We start from the raw sequence: 17,029 nt of genomic DNA on the forward strand, positions 1-17,029 counted from the left end.
CGACCGAAACTCATCGGTCGTCGAACAGGACGCCCGGATTGAGGATGCGATTCGGGTCCCAGGCGCTCTTCAACGCGTCCATGGCTCGTACCTGGACGTCGCCTCGCTGACGATTCAGCCATCGCGTCTTGACTCGCCCGATGCCGTGCTCGGCACTGACGGTTCCACCTGCCGACAGCACGTGCTCCAGAACGGCGTCCTCGAGCGCCTCGGCCACCGGCTCGGGGAACGTTCCCTCCGCGGGGAGGATGTTCACGTGAATGTTGCTCTCCGCGAAGTGGCCGAACAACACGGGAATTGCGCTCGGCTCGACTGCGTGCACGACCGACGACAGAGACTCCACGAATGCACGAAACTCTGCCGCGGGTACCCCGACATCCAGCTTGACGGGAATCCCTGCAGCGCTGATGGATTCGGTGATGCGTTCGCGGAAGGACCACAGCGTTCGACGGTCCGCCGCCGACGCGGCTACGGCGATACGGTTCTCGCTCAGCCCTGACGCCGACAGGGATTCGATCACGGGCTCCGCGACGTCGACAAGACTGCCGCCGCCGACGTGCGAGTCTCCGAGTTCGGCGAACACCCAGAAACCATCCGAGGGTAGGGGCGGCGTCGTGTCGAGTTGCGCCGCAGCACGTTCGACGGCGCTCCCCTCGGCCCACTCCAGTGCGTCGAGGCCGGGCAGAGACAGCAACGTCGTCAGCGCATCGGTGGCTGCCTGCGCGTCGGTGAAGGACATCGCGAGAACCACTCGATCACTGTGTGGTGCAACCAATTTCCACGTGACGTCGGTGATGACGGCGAGTGTGCCCTCGGATCCGACGACGAGGTCCGTCAGGTCGTATCCGGTGTTGTCCTTCCGCAGGGCCGAGCGGCGATCGATGACGTCACCGTGTGCGAGGACGGCGCGAACCCCGGAGATGCGGTCGCGCGCAGTTCCGTACCGCAACACCCGTGCGCCACCGGCATTCGTCGCCGCCACGCCTCCGACCGTCGCCGATGCGCCCGACGCCAGCGCCAGGCCCGCAGTCATGCCGTTCTCCTGCGCGAGTCGTTCCAAGTCGTGCAACGTCACGCCTGCGCCGACGGTCACCGATCCGTTCTCGCGCACGGGTCCCGTCGCCGTCAACGCCTCGGTGCTCAGCACGATGCTTCCCGAGGGCGGTACCGCACCTCCGACGAGTCCGGTGTTGCCTCCCTGCGCGACGACGGCAACCCGATGTTCGGTGCAGGCGGCCAGAATTGCGGCGACCTGCTCGACCGTCCGTGGTCGTGCGACCGCTCGTGGTGACCCTGTCCACCGGCCCGTCCAATCCGTCGAATATCGGGCCATGGCATCGACGTCGCGCAGGATCCGGCCGGGCGCAGCGGCATCGAGGGCGGCGTCGAACTCGGAGTCGAAGTCCATCAGGCCAGGCTATCGGGAGAATCGCCCGAGGACAGGGCGTCGAGCCTGCGGTGCAGGAAGCGGCGGGTGTGCGCGTCGGGCGTCAACGAGATCGCCTTGGCGTATGCCGCTGCGGCCTCGTCGACGCGGCCGAGTCGATGGAGAAGATTCGCGCGAGCTGCCCACGCGGGCTGAAAGGGTCGGTCCGTGCCGATCTCGTCGAGGATGTCCAAACCAGCTGCTGCACCGTCGATTTCGGACATCACGACGGCACGCGCCACCGATCCGCCGAGCGTCGGCGCGATCGTCTGCAGTGCAGTGTGCAGCGACGCCAGGTGCTGCCAGTCCGTGATTCCGGTGCGTCGTCGGGCGCAGTGGACGGCATCGATGGCCGCTTCGAGCTGAAACCGGCCAAGGGGTGATCCCCGCGTCGCCGACGCGTGTGCTGCGCGGAGATGGTCCTCCCCGCGCGTCAGGAGTTCCGAGTTCCACCGCGTTGTGTCCTGCTGGTGCAGAGGAACGAGGGCATCGTCGACGTAGCGCGCGGGTTGCCTGCCGACGGACAGGCAGATCAGCGCGGCGAGTCCGTGTGCCTCGGCGTTGTCGGGGAGCAGCGCGCACAGCGTTTCGGCGAGATGCAGCGCTTCGCCGGTGAGCCCGTCGCGCATCTCTGTTCCCGTGCTGTGCCAGTCGATCGCGAATGCGCCGTAGACGGCGGTCATGACGGCATCGAGTCGGCCGGGCAGTGCCGAGCGGTCGGGCAATTCGAACGAGATGTGTCCGTCGCGGATACGTTTCTTGGCCCGTCCGAGTCGGGCCGCGAGGGTCGACGACGGGAGCGCGAACGCCTGTGCGATCTGCTTCGCCGTGCACCCGAGAACGACGTCCAACATCAGGGGTGTGTGCACTGCCTGGTCGATCGCGGGGTGCGCACACACCAGCATCAACCGAAGTCGCTCGTCGGGAACGGCATCCGGATCGACGTCGTCGAAGTAGGTGGGTGCGTGGACTGCCGGATCGAGCGGTACGCCTGTCCGGTGTGCCGCCGACTTCCAGCCGTCGCGCTGCCGATTGCGAGCCGCGGTGAGCAGCCAGCCGTCGGGATTGGCGGGAACTCCGTCGCGAGGCCACGTCGTCAGTGCTCGTTCGAACGCGTCGGCCAGGGCATCTTCCGAGCCGGTGATGTCGCCGCTCGCCGCGGCGAGGATCGCGAGAAGCCGCCCGTACGACGTGCGGGCGGCGGTCTCGGCCGGCGAGGTGGGGTCGCTCAGGTCCATGACCCGTCGACGAACGACGTCGCGACGGGACGAACCTCGACGACGCCGTACTGGGTGCCTGGGCATCGTTCGGCCCACATCATCGCCGAGTCGAGATCGGGGACGTCGACGATGAACACACCGCCGAGCGCCTCCTTCGTGTCGGCGAACGGGCCGTCTTGAATCTGCAGATCGCCGTTGCGCCTCGTCACGGTCGTGGTCACGGAGTTCGTGGCAAGGACCTCCGCCGCGACGAGAACGCCTGCTGCCTGCAGCGCCTTTCCGTAGTCGCCGAATGCTTGCTGCATCTGAGCGATTGCTTCCTCGGGGATCTCACCGGCAGCGGGCTCGGCATTGTTGAGAAGAAGTGCGTAACGCATCGTGTGCTCCTGATCGCCAGAGAATGGTCGGACACAGTGATGACGATCGACCGACGTCGAGATCGACACGTCCGAGTATCTCGCTGGGCGCGCCGCGACTCCCCGATACCACGCGTTTCGGTCGCAAAGACGGATCAGGCTTCGGAAATCAGTCCTAAAGTCGGTTTGTTGCCTTATTGTGATCTTGATGTATGTTTTCCAGCCGTTCTGAAAGGTGAGCTCGGATGCCGACGACGAGCACAGCGGAGACGGTCACCCTGGGAGGGCGGCCGGCGTCGCACTGCCTGCGCAGCACACGCGATGCGACGCTCACGGTAGTCGAGCGCATTCTCGCCAGCACCGATTGCCGGGAGCTGACCGACGAGACGGGTCGCGGCGAGGTGGCCCAGATCGCTGCGCTGTGCGTCGAGCTCGCGGCCGATGTCCTGGACAGCGGGACACAGCCGTCGTCGATCGATCTGTCCCGTCTGAGGGAATCGGCCGGCAGGTGGGCGCGCGCAGGCATGCCGATCGCCCCGATCCTGCACGCGTTCCACGCAGGCTTCTCCGCGGGACTGCGCCTGGTCGCCGACACCGCAGGCCCCGGCGAACACGCCGCGCTCGTCGACGGCGCAGTGTTGATGTTCGGGCTTCTCGACGTCGTGTCCGAGGCTGTGACGTCGTCCTATCTGGACGAGTACAAAGCCGCGGCGTCGTTGATGGGCGACGTCGGGCATTCGCTGACTACCGCACTGCTGGCCGGTGATCCCAGGGCGCACCGTATCGCCGAGCGATCCGGGATCGAGCTGGCTGCGTCGTACGAGGTCGTTGCGCTGCATTTCTCGGTGCACCCCGACGAATCGGGGTCACCCGCCGAGCGGGACATCGCCGCAGGCATGAAGCAGCGCAGAATCCACGCCGCCATCGCCGACGCCGTCTCGCCGTCGCATCCACTGGCGGTGCTCAGCCCGTCGGGCGGTACGGTCCTCGTTCCCGACACGGCGCCGAACACGGTCGAGGCGATCGTGGACGGGATGAGTGCGGCAGGCGGAGTTCCGATCCATGCAGCCTCGGTGACGGCGGTACCGTCGCGCATTCCGGAGGAGGCAGAGAACGCTTACGAGCTCTTGAGGCTCGTACACAGACTCGAGTACCGGCCCGGTGTGCACCGAATCGCCGACCTCGCACTGGAATTCCAGATCGCTCGGCCCGGGGTCGGGCGGCGGCACCTGCAGAAGATCCTCGATCCTCTACGGCTCGTGCCCGATCTGCTTCCGACGCTACGCGCTTTCGTCGAGACGGAAGCCAATCGTAAGAAGGCGGCCAAACAGCTTGTGGTGCATCCCAATACCGTCGACTACCGGCTCAAGAGGATCGAGCAGATCACGGGGATCGACCCGATGAAGTCCTCGGGACTGAGGTCGCTGCATGCCGCTCTCGTCGCCGACTCGCTGGACGCTCGATGACCGTCACATCGATGTCCGCGCGCGCAGCGCTCGTCGCGATCGATTCGATGATTCCGTCCTTCCAGCCCGTGGTCTCGCTCGACACCGGTGTCGTCGTCGGAGTCGAGGCACTCGCTCGGTGGCCAACGGTGGCGGGCGTCGACCCTGCCGAGGTGTTCGCGCTCGCACGCCGCCGCGGAGTCGTCGCCGACATCGATTTCGCCTGCCGCGCAGCAGCAGTCAAGGAGGCGCGGACGTGCCTGCTCGGACGTGACCTGACGCTGTTCCTCAATTTCGAACCATCGGGCATCGGCGATCCAGCACGCACCGAGGCGCACCTCGACGCTCTCGGCGACGACTTGCACGTCGTCCTCGAAATCACCGAACGCGGGCTGGACTCCGAACCCAGCGGATTGCGCGCCATGGTCCGTGCAGCGCGGCGCCGTGGGATCACCATCGCGCTCGACGACGTCGGTTCGAACTGGAGCACGTTGGATGCGCTGCGCGTCGTCGAACCCGACATCGTCAAACTCGACGCACGTGTCCTTCGAAACCCCAGGACCATGAGGTCACGCCGAGTGCTGCGCACCGTCCGGAATTTCGTCGACGCGACAGGTGCAGTCGTCATCGCGGAGGGTATCGAATTCGAATACGACCGCAACCGCGCAGTCGAGCTCGGGGCCACTCTGGGTCAAGGGTGGTATTTCGGTGCCGCAGCTGCGATTTCGTCGATTCCCCTGGCGGGTGACCGTTGACACCGACGTAGTCGGTCCACTCCGATCCACCGCCCCCTGCATGACGTGTCGTGGAAGTACTAGGTTGGACCGATGCGAATTCTCGTGACCGCATGCGGCGGTGAAGGCCATCTCGGGCCCCTGCTTCCCTTCGTCTCGGCTGCTCGCGACCGCGGCGACGACGTTCTGCTCGTGGTGCCCCCTGCACAGGAAGACACCGCTCGTGCGACCGGTTGTCGATACGAGACAACGGGATCTCCGGACAAGGAACTGAAGAGCCGAATCCATCGGGACCTGCAATCCGGCGATCGGGAGGTCAGGGTTCGTGCGGCGGAAGTGGAGCTCTTCGGACGGCTCCTCACCGACGCGGCACTACCGACGATGCACTCGGCAGCAGAGACCTTCCGCCCCGACCTCGTCCTCCGAGAGCCCTGCGACTACGCGTCGGCGATCGTGGCGCACCGGATGGACATCCCCGTCACGACGGTCGGAATCTCACCGGGCCGCGCCGATATCTCCGGTCTGAAGCTCGCATCGGAAGTGATCGAACCGATCCAGCCCGGGACGCGTAAGTACGTCGAAGCTGCGCCGTATCTCACACGGTTCCCGATCGACGACGCGACGGGCTACCCGGACACACGGCGGTACGGGTTCCGTGTGGCGTGTGATCGGTCGACGAGCACGTCGACACCCGTCGTGTGGCTGACTTTCGGCACGGTGAACACCGCGTTCGAGCAGATCGAAGGCACGTGGACCGCAGCGCTGGAGGCGCTCGGCTCCCTCGACGTGCAGGTCGTCGCCAGTGTCGGTCGCGGCGGACGACGTTACCCGGCGCCACCGAACGTCGAGGTCGTCGACTGGGTCGAGGCGTCGGACATTCTCGGTCGCGCGAGCGCGGTGGTGTGCCACGGCGGATCCGGCACGACGCTGTCCGCTCTCGCGGCTGGCGTCCCGGTCGTCACGGTGCCGATGCTCGCGGATCAGCCGGCGAACGCGTCGATGGTCGAAAGCCTCGGCGCAGGCATCACGGTCGCACCGAAGGCGGGCACCAAGATTCAAGGGCTGACGTCGGACGACGTGCCACGGCTACGTGCGGCGGTCGAGGACGTGCTGGAGGATCGCCGGTATCGCACTGCAGCCAAGCGTGTCGCGGACCTCTACGCCACGTTGCCGACCGTCGCGGAGGCGCTCGACTCGGTGGGCTGAACCAGAGTTGCGCGTCGGATCCAGCGCCGAGGGTCGCGGGCGAACGAGAAGTCGAATCGTGCCAGCACCGTGCGCCTGGCCAACGCGACGAGGACAGCGGTGCCGGTCACGGCCATCCACGTCGGCATCGGATAGAGCGCGAGGCGTTCACCCAGCCCGAAGTGCAGTGTCTGCGCGACCATGAGGACTGCTCCCACCACGCCCACCGCCGCACACAGCGCGGACCAGATCGCGACGAGCCGTCGCTCGTGCCACAGGTGCCAGGCGATCAGGACGAGTACGACGTGTCGAGCGATGAAACCAGGCAGGACTGCACTCCAGTGCACGATCGTGCCGTCGTTGGCCGGAAACAGACCGGTCGCTGCGGTACTGACGGCGATGACGACGGCGAGCGAGAGAATCCACTTCTTCTCACGGCCACTGCGAATGTGTCTATGCAGGAAGATCGCACCGACCAGCGTCAGAGCGCCCAGCACGATGAACGACGAGTTCATGACGTCGTGCATCGGTGAGCAGGATTCGACGTCACACGTGGTGACACCGAGCGAACTGATGGAATCGCGGGCGAAGCTGTACGGCGTTTTCCATGCAGTGGCCGTGAACACTTCTGCCAACAGATAGGCGAAAGAAAGTATCCAGGCCGTCCCGGCTGCCAGATGATGCAGGTTGTGGGTTCGGCGTTCTTGACTGATGTGGAACTCCCTGTCGCGCGTCGTGCCCCGTTCGCGCCGAACGATACGTCGTCAACCTGAGAGCCTGCCCGAAATGCCCACTGCCGCTCTCAGGTTCGAACCAGAACCGAATGGTCGGTGCTTGCAGACGCGGCCGTAAGAATGTCGTCAAGACGCCCTGGTCGACGCGTAATAAGCCCGTAAGAACCGTCGATAGGTGGCGGCGGCGAGACCATGCTGGATGTCGAGCCGGTATCCCGCTGGTTCGCAATGCAACTCGCTGCAGAAGAAGGTCGAAAGCACAGTGGCCGATATCGCCTACCTCGCTGTCACGCTCGTCGGATTCTCGTCGTGCGCACTGGTGGTCCGCCTGCTCGGGGCGAGCCGATGATCACGTACACGGGACTCGTGAGCGTCGTACTCGTCGTGGCGGCGGTAGCCGTCGTCGTATACCTGCTCGTCGCGCTGCTCGATCCCGAGAGGTTCTGAGTACGTCATGAATCCCGCGCTTCTCGCGGGCCTGCAGATCGCCGTCGTGATCGCAGTGCTCGCCCTTGCCTACGTGCCGCTGGGCGACTACATGGCACGCGTGTTCGACAGCACACGCGACGGACGGGTGGAGTCGATCGTCTACCGGCTGTGCCGTATCGATCCGCGAGCCGAACAGACCTGGATCGGCTACGCCACAAGCGTTCTCGGGTTCTCGGCAGCCGGTGTGCTGTTTCTGTATGTGCTGCAACGAATTCAGGGCGTACTGCCCTTGAACGGCGGACTGTCCGGGGTGAGCCCGGCCGTCGCATTCAACACCGCGGTGTCGTTCGTCAGCAACACCAACTGGCAGTCCTACGTTCCCGAGACGACGATGTCGAACCTGACGCAGCCGCTCGGCCTCGCGGTGCAGAACTTCGTGTCCGCGGCGGTCGGTCTGGCGGTCGCGGTTGCGCTGGTGCGCGGATTCGTTCGCGTCCGAGCCGGCGGTGAGCTCGGAAATTTCTGGGTCGATCTCACCCGTGCAACCCTGCGCATCCTTCTGCCTCTTGCGTTCGTGATCGCGTTGATCCTGTTGACACAGGGCGTGATTCAGTCCTTCTCGTCCGGATTCGCCTCGACCGGACTCGACGGCTCCGTCGTGCGAAACGCGTTGGCACCCGTGGCTTCTCAGGAGGCGATCAAGGAACTGGGTACCAACGGCGGTGGAATCCTCGCAGCGAACTCGGCGCACCCGTTCGAGAATCCGACGCCGCTCAGCAACGTCGTGCAGATCATCGCGCTGCTGCTGATTCCGGTGTGCCTGACCAGAACGTTCGGCACGATGGTCGGTAGCCGCAAGCAGGGGCTGGCCATCCTCGCGGTCATGGCCACACTGTGGGGTGGCCTGCTCGCGATCACGCTTGCGGCCGAGTCCGGTACGCGGGGCATCGCGGCACAGGCAGCAGGCGCGATGATGGAGGGCAAGGAAGTCAGGTTCGGCATTCCGGGCTCGGTGTTGTTCGCGGTGTCCACCACGGGAACATCCACGGGCGCAGTCAATGCCGCACACGACAGCCTGTCACCACTGGGTGGCGGTGCAGTGCTCCTGAACATGCTCTTCGGCGAGATCGCACCCGGCGGTGTCGGCACAGGGTTGTACGGCATGTTGGTGCTCGCCGTCATTGCTGTGTTCGTCGGCGGCTTGCTCGTCGGTCGCACACCCGAGTTCCTGGGAAAGAAGCTCGGACGACGCGAGATCACGATGGCGGCCCTGTCCGTGCTCGTCATGCCGGCTCTGGTGTTGGTGGGCACGGGCGTCACGGTGATTCTGAACTCCACGAGAGCATTTCAAGGAAACTCGGGCGACCCGGGCACGCCGGGCTCGATCCACGGATTCACCGAGGTGCTCTACGCGTATGCATCGGCGGCGAACAACAACGGGAGTGCCTTCGGCGGTCTGACGGTCACGAGCGACTGGTTCCAGACATCGCTCGGGCTTGCGATGCTGTTTGGTCGGTTCCTGCCGATCGTGTTCGTGCTTGCGCTCGCGGGATCGCTCGTGAAGTCCCGGCGCACCGCATCCGATGTCGGGACACTCCCCACTACCGGTCCGCTGTTCGGCGGACTGCTGCTCGGCACCGCGGTCCTCGTCGCCGCGCTCACCTTCTTCCCCGCCCTCGCTCTGGGCCCGATCGCGGAGGCCATGCAATGACCGTCGTCACTCCACTCGAGCACCCTGTCGAACCCGAACGCGGAACACCCGTTGCAGCAGGGAAATTCGAGACCGAGCAACTGTGGACAGCCGTACCAGGGGCGTTCCGTAAGCTCGATCCGCGCCACCTCGCGCGAAACCCCGTCATGTTCGTGGTGTTCGGTGGCTCGGTAATCACGACGGTACTGGCGGTGATCGAACCGTCCGTCTTCGCGTGTTCCATCGCCGGGTGGTTGTGGTTCACGGTCCTGTTCGCGAATCTGGCCGAGTCCGTGGCGGAGGGGCGAGGGCAGGCGCAGGCAGCAAGCCTACGAAAGGTCAAGCAGGACAGTTCTGCTCGACGCAGATTGCCGAACGGGACGACCGAAGTGGTGCGCGGGACGGATCTGCGCGTCGGCGACGAGGTCGTCGTGACGGCTGGCGAGGTGATCCCTGGCGACGGAGATGTCGTCGACGGCATCGCGAGCGTCGACGAGTCGGCCATCACCGGAGAGTCGGCGCCGGTCATCCGAGAATCCGGTGGTGACCGGTCCGCGGTGACCGGGGGAACGACGGTTCTGTCCGACGAGATCGTCGTACGGATCACCGCCGCGCAGGGTGAAACGTTTGTGGACAGGATGATCGGGCTCGTCGAGGGTGCATCGAGACAGAAGACACCCAACGAGATCGCGTTGAACATTCTGTTGGCGTCGCTCACGATCGTGTTCCTGCTCGCCGTCGTCGCGATCGGTCCGATGAGCGCATACGCCGGAGAACAGCAGGATCCGGTGAGGCTCATCGCGCTGCTCGTCTGTCTGATACCGACGACCATCGGAGCGTTGTTGTCCGCCATCGGTATTGCGGGCATGGACCGCCTCGTCCAGCGGAACGTGCTGGCGATGTCCGGGCGAGCCGTCGAGGCAGCCGGCGACATCGACACGCTGTTGATGGACAAGACCGGTACCATCACGTTCGGAAACCGGCGTGCCACTGCGCTGCATCCGGCGCCGGGTGTCGACGCCGCGGAACTCGCCCGCGCAGCGCGCTTGTCGTCGTTGGCTGACGGAACACCGGAGGGCCGCAGCATCGTCGAACTCTGTTGTCGTGATTTCGAACTGGATCCGACGGCGGAGGCGTCGGAGACGGCAGGCGAGTTCGTCGCCTTCACCGCGCAGACACGGATGAGCGGTGTCGATCTCGGGGGCAACAGGATTCGCAAGGGTGCAGCAGACTCGGTCACCGCGTGGGTACGCGACAACGGCGGCGAATCGACAGGTGCCGTGAACGGCACCATCGAAGACATCGCGCAGGCGGGTGGCACTCCGCTCGTCGTTGCGGTGGCGGCGGGTGGCTCCGCCCGTGTGTTGGGCGTCGTCGCGTTGTCCGATGTCGTGAAACCAGGTATCGCGCAGCGATTCTCACAGCTGAGGGCGATGGGCATCAGGACGGTCATGGTGACCGGCGACAATCCGTTGACGGCGAGGGCCATTGCTGCCGAAGCGGGCGTCGACGACGTCCTCGCGGAGGCAACACCGGAGGACAAGCTCGCGTTGATCCGCAAGGAGCAGGAAGGCGGCAGACTCGTCGCGATGACCGGCGACGGTACCAACGACGCGCCGGCACTCGCGCAAGCGGACGTCGGGGTTGCGATGAACACCGGTACGTCCGCTGCCAAGGAAGCGGGCAACATGGTCGACCTGGACTCGGATCCGACCAAACTGATCGAGATCGTCGAGATCGGGAAACAGCTGTTGATCACCCGTGGTGCTCTGACGACGTTCTCGCTCGCGAACGATCTGGCGAAGTACTTCGCCATCCTGCCCGCGATGTTCAGCGGTCTGTACCCGCAGCTGGACGGATTGAACATCATGCGACTCGCGACGCCGGAATCCGCGATCCTGTCCGCGGTGATCTTCAATGCTCTGGTCATCGTCGTGCTGATTCCGTTGGCACTCAAAGGTGTTCGCTACCGGCCGTCGTCGGCCGCAGCCCTGCTTCGGCGCAACCTCCTGATCTACGGAGTCGGAGGCGTCGTCACGCCGTTCGTCGGCATCTGGTTCATCGACCTGCTCGTTCGTCTCATCCCCGGGATCGGTTGACATGCGATTCGTACACAGCTTCCTCCGTCAGATGCTCGCGGGGTTCGCAGTCCTCGCCGTGTTCACCGCGATACTCGGAGTCGGATACCCCGTCGCGGTGTGGGCCATCAGCCGGATCGACACCCAGTCGGCGGAAGGGTCGCCGCTCCGCGACGCCGATGGATGCGTCGTCGGGAGTGCGTTGATCGGGGTCGACCCGCAGGTGGCCGACGGCCAGGTAGCCGACGGGCAACCCGATCCGTACTTCCATGCCCGCGTCACCGGCTCCGTCGCGGACGACGACGCATTCGCACCGGGTGATCCGAGTGCTGCGCTGCCGACCAATCAGGGCCCGAGCAGTGAGGTGTTGACGACGTTCGTCGAGCAGCGGCGCGCTGCCGTCGCGGATCGGGAGAACGTCGACCCGAGTCAGGTGCCGGTGGACGCGGTGACGGGGTCGGGATCGGGCATCGATCCGGACATCAGCCCTGCCTATGCAGCGCTGCAGGTACCCAGAGTGGCGCAGGTGAACGGCATGAGCGTCGACGACGTCGAAGCGCTGGTGCGCGACTACACGGACGGCCCGCAGTACGGTGTACTCGGGGCGGCGGCGGTGAACGTTCCGCAGCTCAACGTCGCTCTCGGCTTGACTGCGCCGCACTGCAGTCCGGGGTAGGAGACGCGTATGAACCAGGAGTCTCGCGGCGAGCTGCGGATCTATCTGGGCGCGGCACCGGGCGTCGGGAAGACGTACGCGATGGTGAACGAGGCGCACCGGCGCCAGGACCGGGGATGCGACGTCGTCGCCGCACTCGTCGAGACACACGGACGCGCACTGACGGCGTCGGCGTCAGAAGGGATCGAAGTGATTCCGCCGCTGGAGATTCGCTACCGCGGAACCGTCGGATACGAACTCGATCTCGACGCCGTGCTGGCGCGTCGGCCGGACCTCGTGTTGGTCGACGAACTGGCACACACCAACACGCCCGGCTCACGGAACGCGAAGCGATGGCAGGACGTCGCGGTACTGCTCGACGCAGGTCTCGATGTCGTCTCGACCCTCAACGTGCAACATCTGGAGTCTCTGAACGACGTCGTCGAGCAGATCACCGGTATTGCGCAGCGAGAAACCGTTCCGGACAGCGTCGTTCGGGCAGCCGCGCAGGTGGAGCTCGTCGACATCACGCCGGAAGCGTTGCGAAGCAGGATGTCTCACGGAAACATCTATGCCGCGGACAAAATCGACGCGGCACTGGACAACTATTTCCGACGGGGCAACCTGACGGCGTTGCGGGAACTCGCGCTGCTGTGGATCGCCGATCAGGTCGATGCGGCGTTGGTGAAGTACCGCGCGGACAAGCACATCACGGCGACGTGGGAAGCGCGTGAGCGTGTCGTCGTCGCAGTGACGGGTGGGGCGGAGTCGGAGACACTGGTGCGTCGCGCGAGCCGTATCGCGTCCAGGTCGAGCGCTGAACTGATGGTGCTGCACGTGGTGCGCGGAGACGGTCTGTCCGGGGTATCCGCGCCGCAGATGGGCGGTGTGCGAGCGCTCGCGTCGGCGCTCGGTGCCACCATGCACAGCGTCGTCGGAGACGATGTTCCGACGACGCTGCTCGAGTTCGCACGCGGTGTCAACGCGACTCAGCTCGTCATCGGGACGTCCAGGCGGTCGCGGTTCGCGCGTATCGTCGACGAGGGAATCGGATCGTCGGTGGTCCAGCATTCGGGCACCATCGACGTGCACATGGTAACGCACGGGGAGACGGGCTTTCGTCGTCGGCGGCTCCGAATGCCTGCGGATTCACGTGTTAGACGATTGTTGTCGTGGGTGGCAGCGGTCGCGGTGCCGTGTCTCGCGGCCACAGTGCTGGCGATCGTGGATCCGCAGTTCGATTCGAGCGGCGAAAGCGCTCTGTTCTTCATGGTCGTGCTGTGTGTCGCGTTGCTGGGAGGTGTTGCGCCGGCGGCATTGTCGGCGCTCGTGGCGGGATTCCTGCTGAACTTCTTCTTCACGGCGCCGCGATACAGTTTCGCGGTCGCCGAGCCGGAGAACTTCGTCGTGACGGTCGTGTTGCTGATCGTCGCCGTCGCGGTCGCCGTCCTGGTGGACACCGCGTCGCGTAGAGCGCGAGAAGCACGCCGAGCCTCGCGCGAAGCCGAATTGTTGACGCTGTTCGCCGGATCCGTGCTGCGCGGAGCCGATCTGGATGCGTTGCTCGAACGGGTCCGCGAGACGTACGGGCAACGGTCGGTGTCGCTGATCGAAGTGTCGACCGGCGAGACGGTGGGTAGTGTCGGTGACGTGCCTCCGACCGTCGAACGTGCCGATACGCGAATCGATTCGCCCGGTGGAGATTTCACTCTCGTGCTCGCAGGGACGGCGACGCGGGCGCACGACCGACGTGTTCTTGTCGCCGTGGCGAATCAGGCCGCCGGTCTGGTACGGCAGGCGCGACTGACGGACGAGGCGGCTCGTGCGAGCGCATTGGCCGAGGCCGATGTTCTGCGCAGAGCACTGCTGTCTGCGGTGAGCCACGATCTGCGGACGCCATTGGCCGCGGTCAAGGCGGCATCGTCGTCGTTGCGCAGCACCGACATCGAGTTCTCGGCCGAGGACACCGCCGAATTGCTTGCAACCATAGACGAATCCGCAGATCAGTTGACCGCGCTTGTCGGTAACCTCCTCGACTCGTCGCGGTTGCAGGCAGGCGTCGTCCGCCCGAGTCTGCAGCCGGTGTTCGTCGAGGACGTCGTGCACCGAGCACTCGTCGGGTCCCCCACCGAACGAGTGCACGTCGATGTGGGCGACGTCGAGGTTCTTGCCGATGTGGGTCTACTCGAACGTGTCGTGGCCAACCTCGTCGACAACAGTGTGCGCCATGCGCCGGACAGCGACATCCGTATCAGTGCGGTCGCTCATGGTGATCGAGCGTCGATCATGGTGTCCGACAACGGACCAGGAGTCGCCGCAGGGACCGAAACCACGATGTTCGACGCCTTCCAACGGCTCGGGGATCGCAACAACTCGGTCGGTGTCGGGCTGGGGTTGTCCGTCGTTCGCGGATTCGCCGTTGCAATGGGTGGATCCGTCGCCGCGTCGGACACCCCGGGCGGCGGGCTGACGATCACCGTCGAACTCGGAGCGGTGACCCGATGACGGAAGCGAGGACACGAGTACTCGTCGTCGACGACGAGCCGCAGATCGTGCGGGCCCTGCGTATCAATCTTCAGGTCAGGGGCTACGAGATCGCCGTCGCAGCAACAGGTGCCGCGGCCCTTCGTGTCGCTGCCGATTTTCATCCCGAACTGGTGATCCTTGACCTGGGACTGCCCGACATCGACGGTATCGACGTCATCGGTGGTCTGCGCGGTTGGACGGACATCCCCATCGTCGTACTCTCCGCTCGAACCGATTCGGCCGACATCGTCGAAGCGCTCGATGCCGGAGCCGACGACTTCGTGACCAAGCCGTTCGGAATGGACGTGCTGCTGGCGCGTCTGCGCGCGGCCGGGCGTCGCGGTCCGCATGCCGACACGAGTGCCGTCGTCGTGACCGATGCGTTCACGGTCGACCTGTCGTCGAAAACCGTGACGCGACAGGGCGAGAAGGTCCATCTGACGCGGACCGAATGGGGTGTCCTCGAGCTACTCGCTCGCAACCGCGGGAAGCTGGTGTCACAGAGGGAATTGTTACAGGCCGTGTGGGGACCGCGTCACGAGCGTGAAACGCATTATCTACGAATCTATCTGGGCCAACTGCGGCAGAAGCTCGAGGACGACCCGTCGCACCCCCGGCACCTGATCACCGAGACCGGGATGGGATACCGTCTTCAGTAGCGCGGCGGCACTAGTTCCCCAGCACCACACCCTCCCGCCGCGGATCCGCGCCACCCGTCCAGCCGCCGTCGGTACGCTGCACCGCACTGAGACCACTGGACTGATCGGCGACGGACACTTGATGGCCCATGGCGTCGAGCTGTTTCACGACGGGGTCGTCGGGCCCGTCGACATTGGGGTGCTCGCCGCCGTAGTTGGTGGTGGGTGAATTGGCGGCGCCGAAGTCGACCATCGACACGGCCTGCTGCGGATTTATGTCCCAATCCAGTATTCCCACAAGTGTTTTGACGACGAATTGAATGATCACCGAGCCGCCGGGTGAACCGGTGACGACCGCGAGGTCACCACGAGAGCCGTCGGTGTTCCGATCGAAGACCAAGGTCGGAGCCATCGAACTGCGCGGACGCTTGCCCGGCTCGACGCGGTTTGCCAACGGAGTCCCGTCCGGCGCAGCAGGTTCGGCGGAGAAGTCCGTGAGCTGATTGTTGAGCAGGAACCCGTCGACCATGTGGAACGATCCGAACGCGGATTCGACGGTGGTGGTCATCGATGCGGCATTCCCGTAGCGGTCGACGACGGAGATGTGACTCGTTCCGTGTTCGGGTTCGGTCGACGACGCGAATTCGACCGGCCCGAAATCGCCGTGTTGCGCGGTACCCATGCTGCGTCCCGGGTCGATGAGAGCGGCACGCTCGGCGAGGTAGTCGGGGTTCAGCAGCGTGTCGGGTGTGCCGCCGGGCAGCGGGACGAAGTCCGGATCGGCGACGTAGAAGTCTCTGTCCGCGTACGCAAGCCGTTCGGCTTCGGAGATCAGGTGAACGCCTTCGGCCGTCGGCCTGCCTCCGTTGGCATCCATGTCGGTCGGTGCGTACTGGGCGAGGTCGAAGTTCGACAGAATCCCCATCGCCGACGCGACGGCTATGCCCCCGGACGACGGGCCAGGCATTCCGCAGATGTCGTGGTCGCGGTACGGCGTACAGACTGGTGTGCGGGTCTTGGCCTCGTACCCGGCGAGGTCGTCGAGGGTCAGTTGTCCCGGTGTGCGCCCTGCCGTGGTGTCCGCGGTTGCCTCGACGATCGCATCTGCGATGGTGCCGGTGTAGAAGGCGTCGGCTCCCCCGTCGGCGATGGCGGACAACGTCTTCGACATCGCCGGGTTGTTCAGGACGGTGCCCGCGGCTCTGGCCGTACCGTCGGGAAGCAGGAAGTAGTCCTTCGACGCGGGGTCGAGTGCCAGTTTCGGTGCCGAATCGGCGATCGACTGGGCCATACGCGGACTGATCTCGAACCCGTTGTCCGCCAATGCGACTGCTGGCTGGAACAACTCCGACCAGTCCTGCTTGCCGTGATCGGTGTGCGCCTGTTCGAGCATGCGCAGCACACCGGGGACGCCGATCGACCGACCACTGGACCGGGCATCCGGTTGCGGCGGCGTGCGATCGACGTCGTCGATGTACCGCAGATAGTCTCCCGTCGCACTCGCGGGTGCGGTCTCGCGGCCGTCGTACGCCTGCACCTCGCGAGATCCGGCGTCGTAGTACATCAGGAACGCGCCGCCGCCGATGCCGGACGACTGGGGTTCGACGAGACCCAGCACGGTCTGGGCGACGATCAGTGCGTCCGCCGCGGTTCCGCCGTCGCGCAGCACCTCGCAGGCCGCCTCGGTGGAGATGGGGTTGGCCGTCGACACCGCGTAGTCCCGAGTGTCGACCGGTGTCATGTCGGACCGGTACCCCGTTGCGATCTCGGGGTTGGTCGAGATGTCACCACCCGTGCCCGACGCGGCCGTGGACTGCGCGGCGCCGATGTCGCCCGCCACACAGGACGACGCGGATTCGGTGTCCTGCGTGCCGCACGCGGTCACAGGAACGAGGACCAGTGCACACATCGCT

At 65.5% G+C, this 17,029-nt stretch carries 15 protein-coding genes; 10 read left to right on the forward strand and 5 right to left on the reverse strand.

Features of this window, described 5'->3' with window-relative positions; genetic code table 11:
• Positions 1–10 precede the first annotated feature (10 nt).
• The 3 genes from CHB96_RS17870 to CHB96_RS17880 are packed head-to-tail and all read right to left on the reverse strand — an operon-like array spanning position 11 to position 3,023.
• The gene (locus tag CHB96_RS17870; RefSeq protein WP_089248645.1) at positions 11–1,408 is read right to left on the reverse strand and encodes an FAD-binding oxidoreductase; all 1,398 of its coding nucleotides are present in this window, start codon (positions 1,406–1,408) and stop codon (positions 11–13) included.
• A complete protein-coding gene (locus tag CHB96_RS17875; protein ID WP_089248647.1) occupies positions 1,408–2,664 on the reverse strand; it encodes an RNA polymerase sigma factor in 1,257 nt (418 codons plus the stop codon). The genes CHB96_RS17870 and CHB96_RS17875 overlap by 1 nt, the downstream gene beginning before the upstream one ends.
• A complete protein-coding gene (locus CHB96_RS17880; protein WP_089248783.1) occupies positions 2,655–3,023 on the reverse strand; it encodes a YciI family protein in 369 nt (122 codons plus the stop codon). The genes CHB96_RS17875 and CHB96_RS17880 overlap by 10 nt, the downstream gene beginning before the upstream one ends.
• A gap of 224 nt (positions 3,024–3,247) precedes the next feature.
• Here CHB96_RS17880 and CHB96_RS17885 point away from each other — a divergent pair, with 224 nt between their 5' ends.
• The 3 genes from CHB96_RS17885 (at position 3,248) to CHB96_RS17895 (ending at position 6,387) form a co-directional block, all read left to right on the forward strand.
• Positions 3,248–4,468 carry a PucR family transcriptional regulator gene (locus CHB96_RS17885; protein ID WP_089248649.1) on the forward strand — a complete coding sequence of 407 codons (1,221 nt, stop codon included), beginning with the start codon at positions 3,248–3,250 and terminating at the stop codon, positions 4,466–4,468.
• Positions 4,465–5,202 (forward strand): EAL domain-containing protein, encoded by a 738-nt coding sequence (locus CHB96_RS17890; protein ID WP_089248651.1) that lies wholly within the window; start codon positions 4,465–4,467, stop codon positions 5,200–5,202. Before CHB96_RS17885 ends, CHB96_RS17890 begins: the two co-directional genes overlap by 4 nt.
• A gap of 72 nt (positions 5,203–5,274) precedes the next feature.
• The gene (locus CHB96_RS17895; RefSeq protein ID WP_089248653.1) at positions 5,275–6,387 is read left to right on the forward strand and encodes a glycosyltransferase; all 1,113 of its coding nucleotides are present in this window, start codon (positions 5,275–5,277) and stop codon (positions 6,385–6,387) included.
• Here the strand turns inward: CHB96_RS17895 and CHB96_RS17900 are convergent.
• A complete protein-coding gene (locus tag CHB96_RS17900) occupies positions 6,339–6,992 on the reverse strand; it encodes a DUF998 domain-containing protein (RefSeq protein ID WP_245865831.1) in 654 nt (217 codons plus the stop codon). The two genes, CHB96_RS17895 and CHB96_RS17900, sit on opposite strands and share 49 nt — an antisense overlap.
• Before the next feature lie 283 nt (positions 6,993–7,275).
• Between CHB96_RS17900 and CHB96_RS29730 the strand changes: the two genes are divergently transcribed.
• The 7 genes from CHB96_RS29730 to CHB96_RS17930 are packed head-to-tail and all read left to right on the forward strand — an operon-like array spanning position 7,276 to position 15,137.
• Positions 7,276–7,449, forward strand: coding sequence for a hypothetical protein (locus CHB96_RS29730; RefSeq protein WP_176444352.1), 174 nt, complete (start codon positions 7,276–7,278; stop codon positions 7,447–7,449).
• Positions 7,449–7,547, forward strand: a complete 99-nt coding sequence (locus CHB96_RS29410) for a potassium-transporting ATPase subunit F (protein WP_141136505.1) — start codon at positions 7,449–7,451, stop codon at positions 7,545–7,547. The genes CHB96_RS29730 and CHB96_RS29410 overlap by 1 nt, the downstream gene beginning before the upstream one ends.
• A 7-nt stretch (positions 7,548–7,554) precedes the next feature.
• Positions 7,555–9,240 (forward strand): potassium-transporting ATPase subunit KdpA, encoded by a 1,686-nt coding sequence (kdpA, locus tag CHB96_RS17910; protein ID WP_089248659.1) that lies wholly within the window; start codon positions 7,555–7,557, stop codon positions 9,238–9,240.
• Positions 9,237–11,318 carry a potassium-transporting ATPase subunit KdpB gene (gene kdpB / locus CHB96_RS17915; protein WP_089248661.1) on the forward strand — a complete coding sequence of 694 codons (2,082 nt, stop codon included), beginning with the start codon at positions 9,237–9,239 and terminating at the stop codon, positions 11,316–11,318. Before kdpA ends, kdpB begins: the two co-directional genes overlap by 4 nt.
• 1 nt (position 11,319) lies before the next feature.
• Positions 11,320–11,973, forward strand: a complete 654-nt coding sequence (locus CHB96_RS17920; protein ID WP_089248663.1) for a potassium-transporting ATPase subunit C — start codon at positions 11,320–11,322, stop codon at positions 11,971–11,973.
• A gap of 9 nt (positions 11,974–11,982) precedes the next feature.
• On the forward strand, positions 11,983–14,457 hold the full coding sequence (locus tag CHB96_RS17925; protein WP_089248665.1) for a DUF4118 domain-containing protein: 2,475 nt from the start codon (positions 11,983–11,985) through the stop codon (positions 14,455–14,457).
• Complete coding sequence (locus CHB96_RS17930; protein ID WP_089248668.1) at positions 14,454–15,137, forward strand: response regulator; 684 nt, start codon at positions 14,454–14,456, stop codon at positions 15,135–15,137. Before CHB96_RS17925 ends, CHB96_RS17930 begins: the two co-directional genes overlap by 4 nt.
• Before the next feature lie 10 nt (positions 15,138–15,147).
• On the opposite strand, the gene ggt is transcribed toward CHB96_RS17930, so the two are convergent.
• Positions 15,148–17,025 (reverse strand): gamma-glutamyltransferase, encoded by a 1,878-nt coding sequence (ggt, locus tag CHB96_RS17935; protein WP_176444359.1) that lies wholly within the window; start codon positions 17,023–17,025, stop codon positions 15,148–15,150.
• Positions 17,026–17,029: the final 4 nt, after the last annotated feature.

Source organism: Rhodococcoides kyotonense (assembly GCF_900188125.1).
GTDB lineage: Bacteria > Actinomycetota > Actinomycetes > Mycobacteriales > Mycobacteriaceae > Rhodococcoides > Rhodococcoides kyotonense.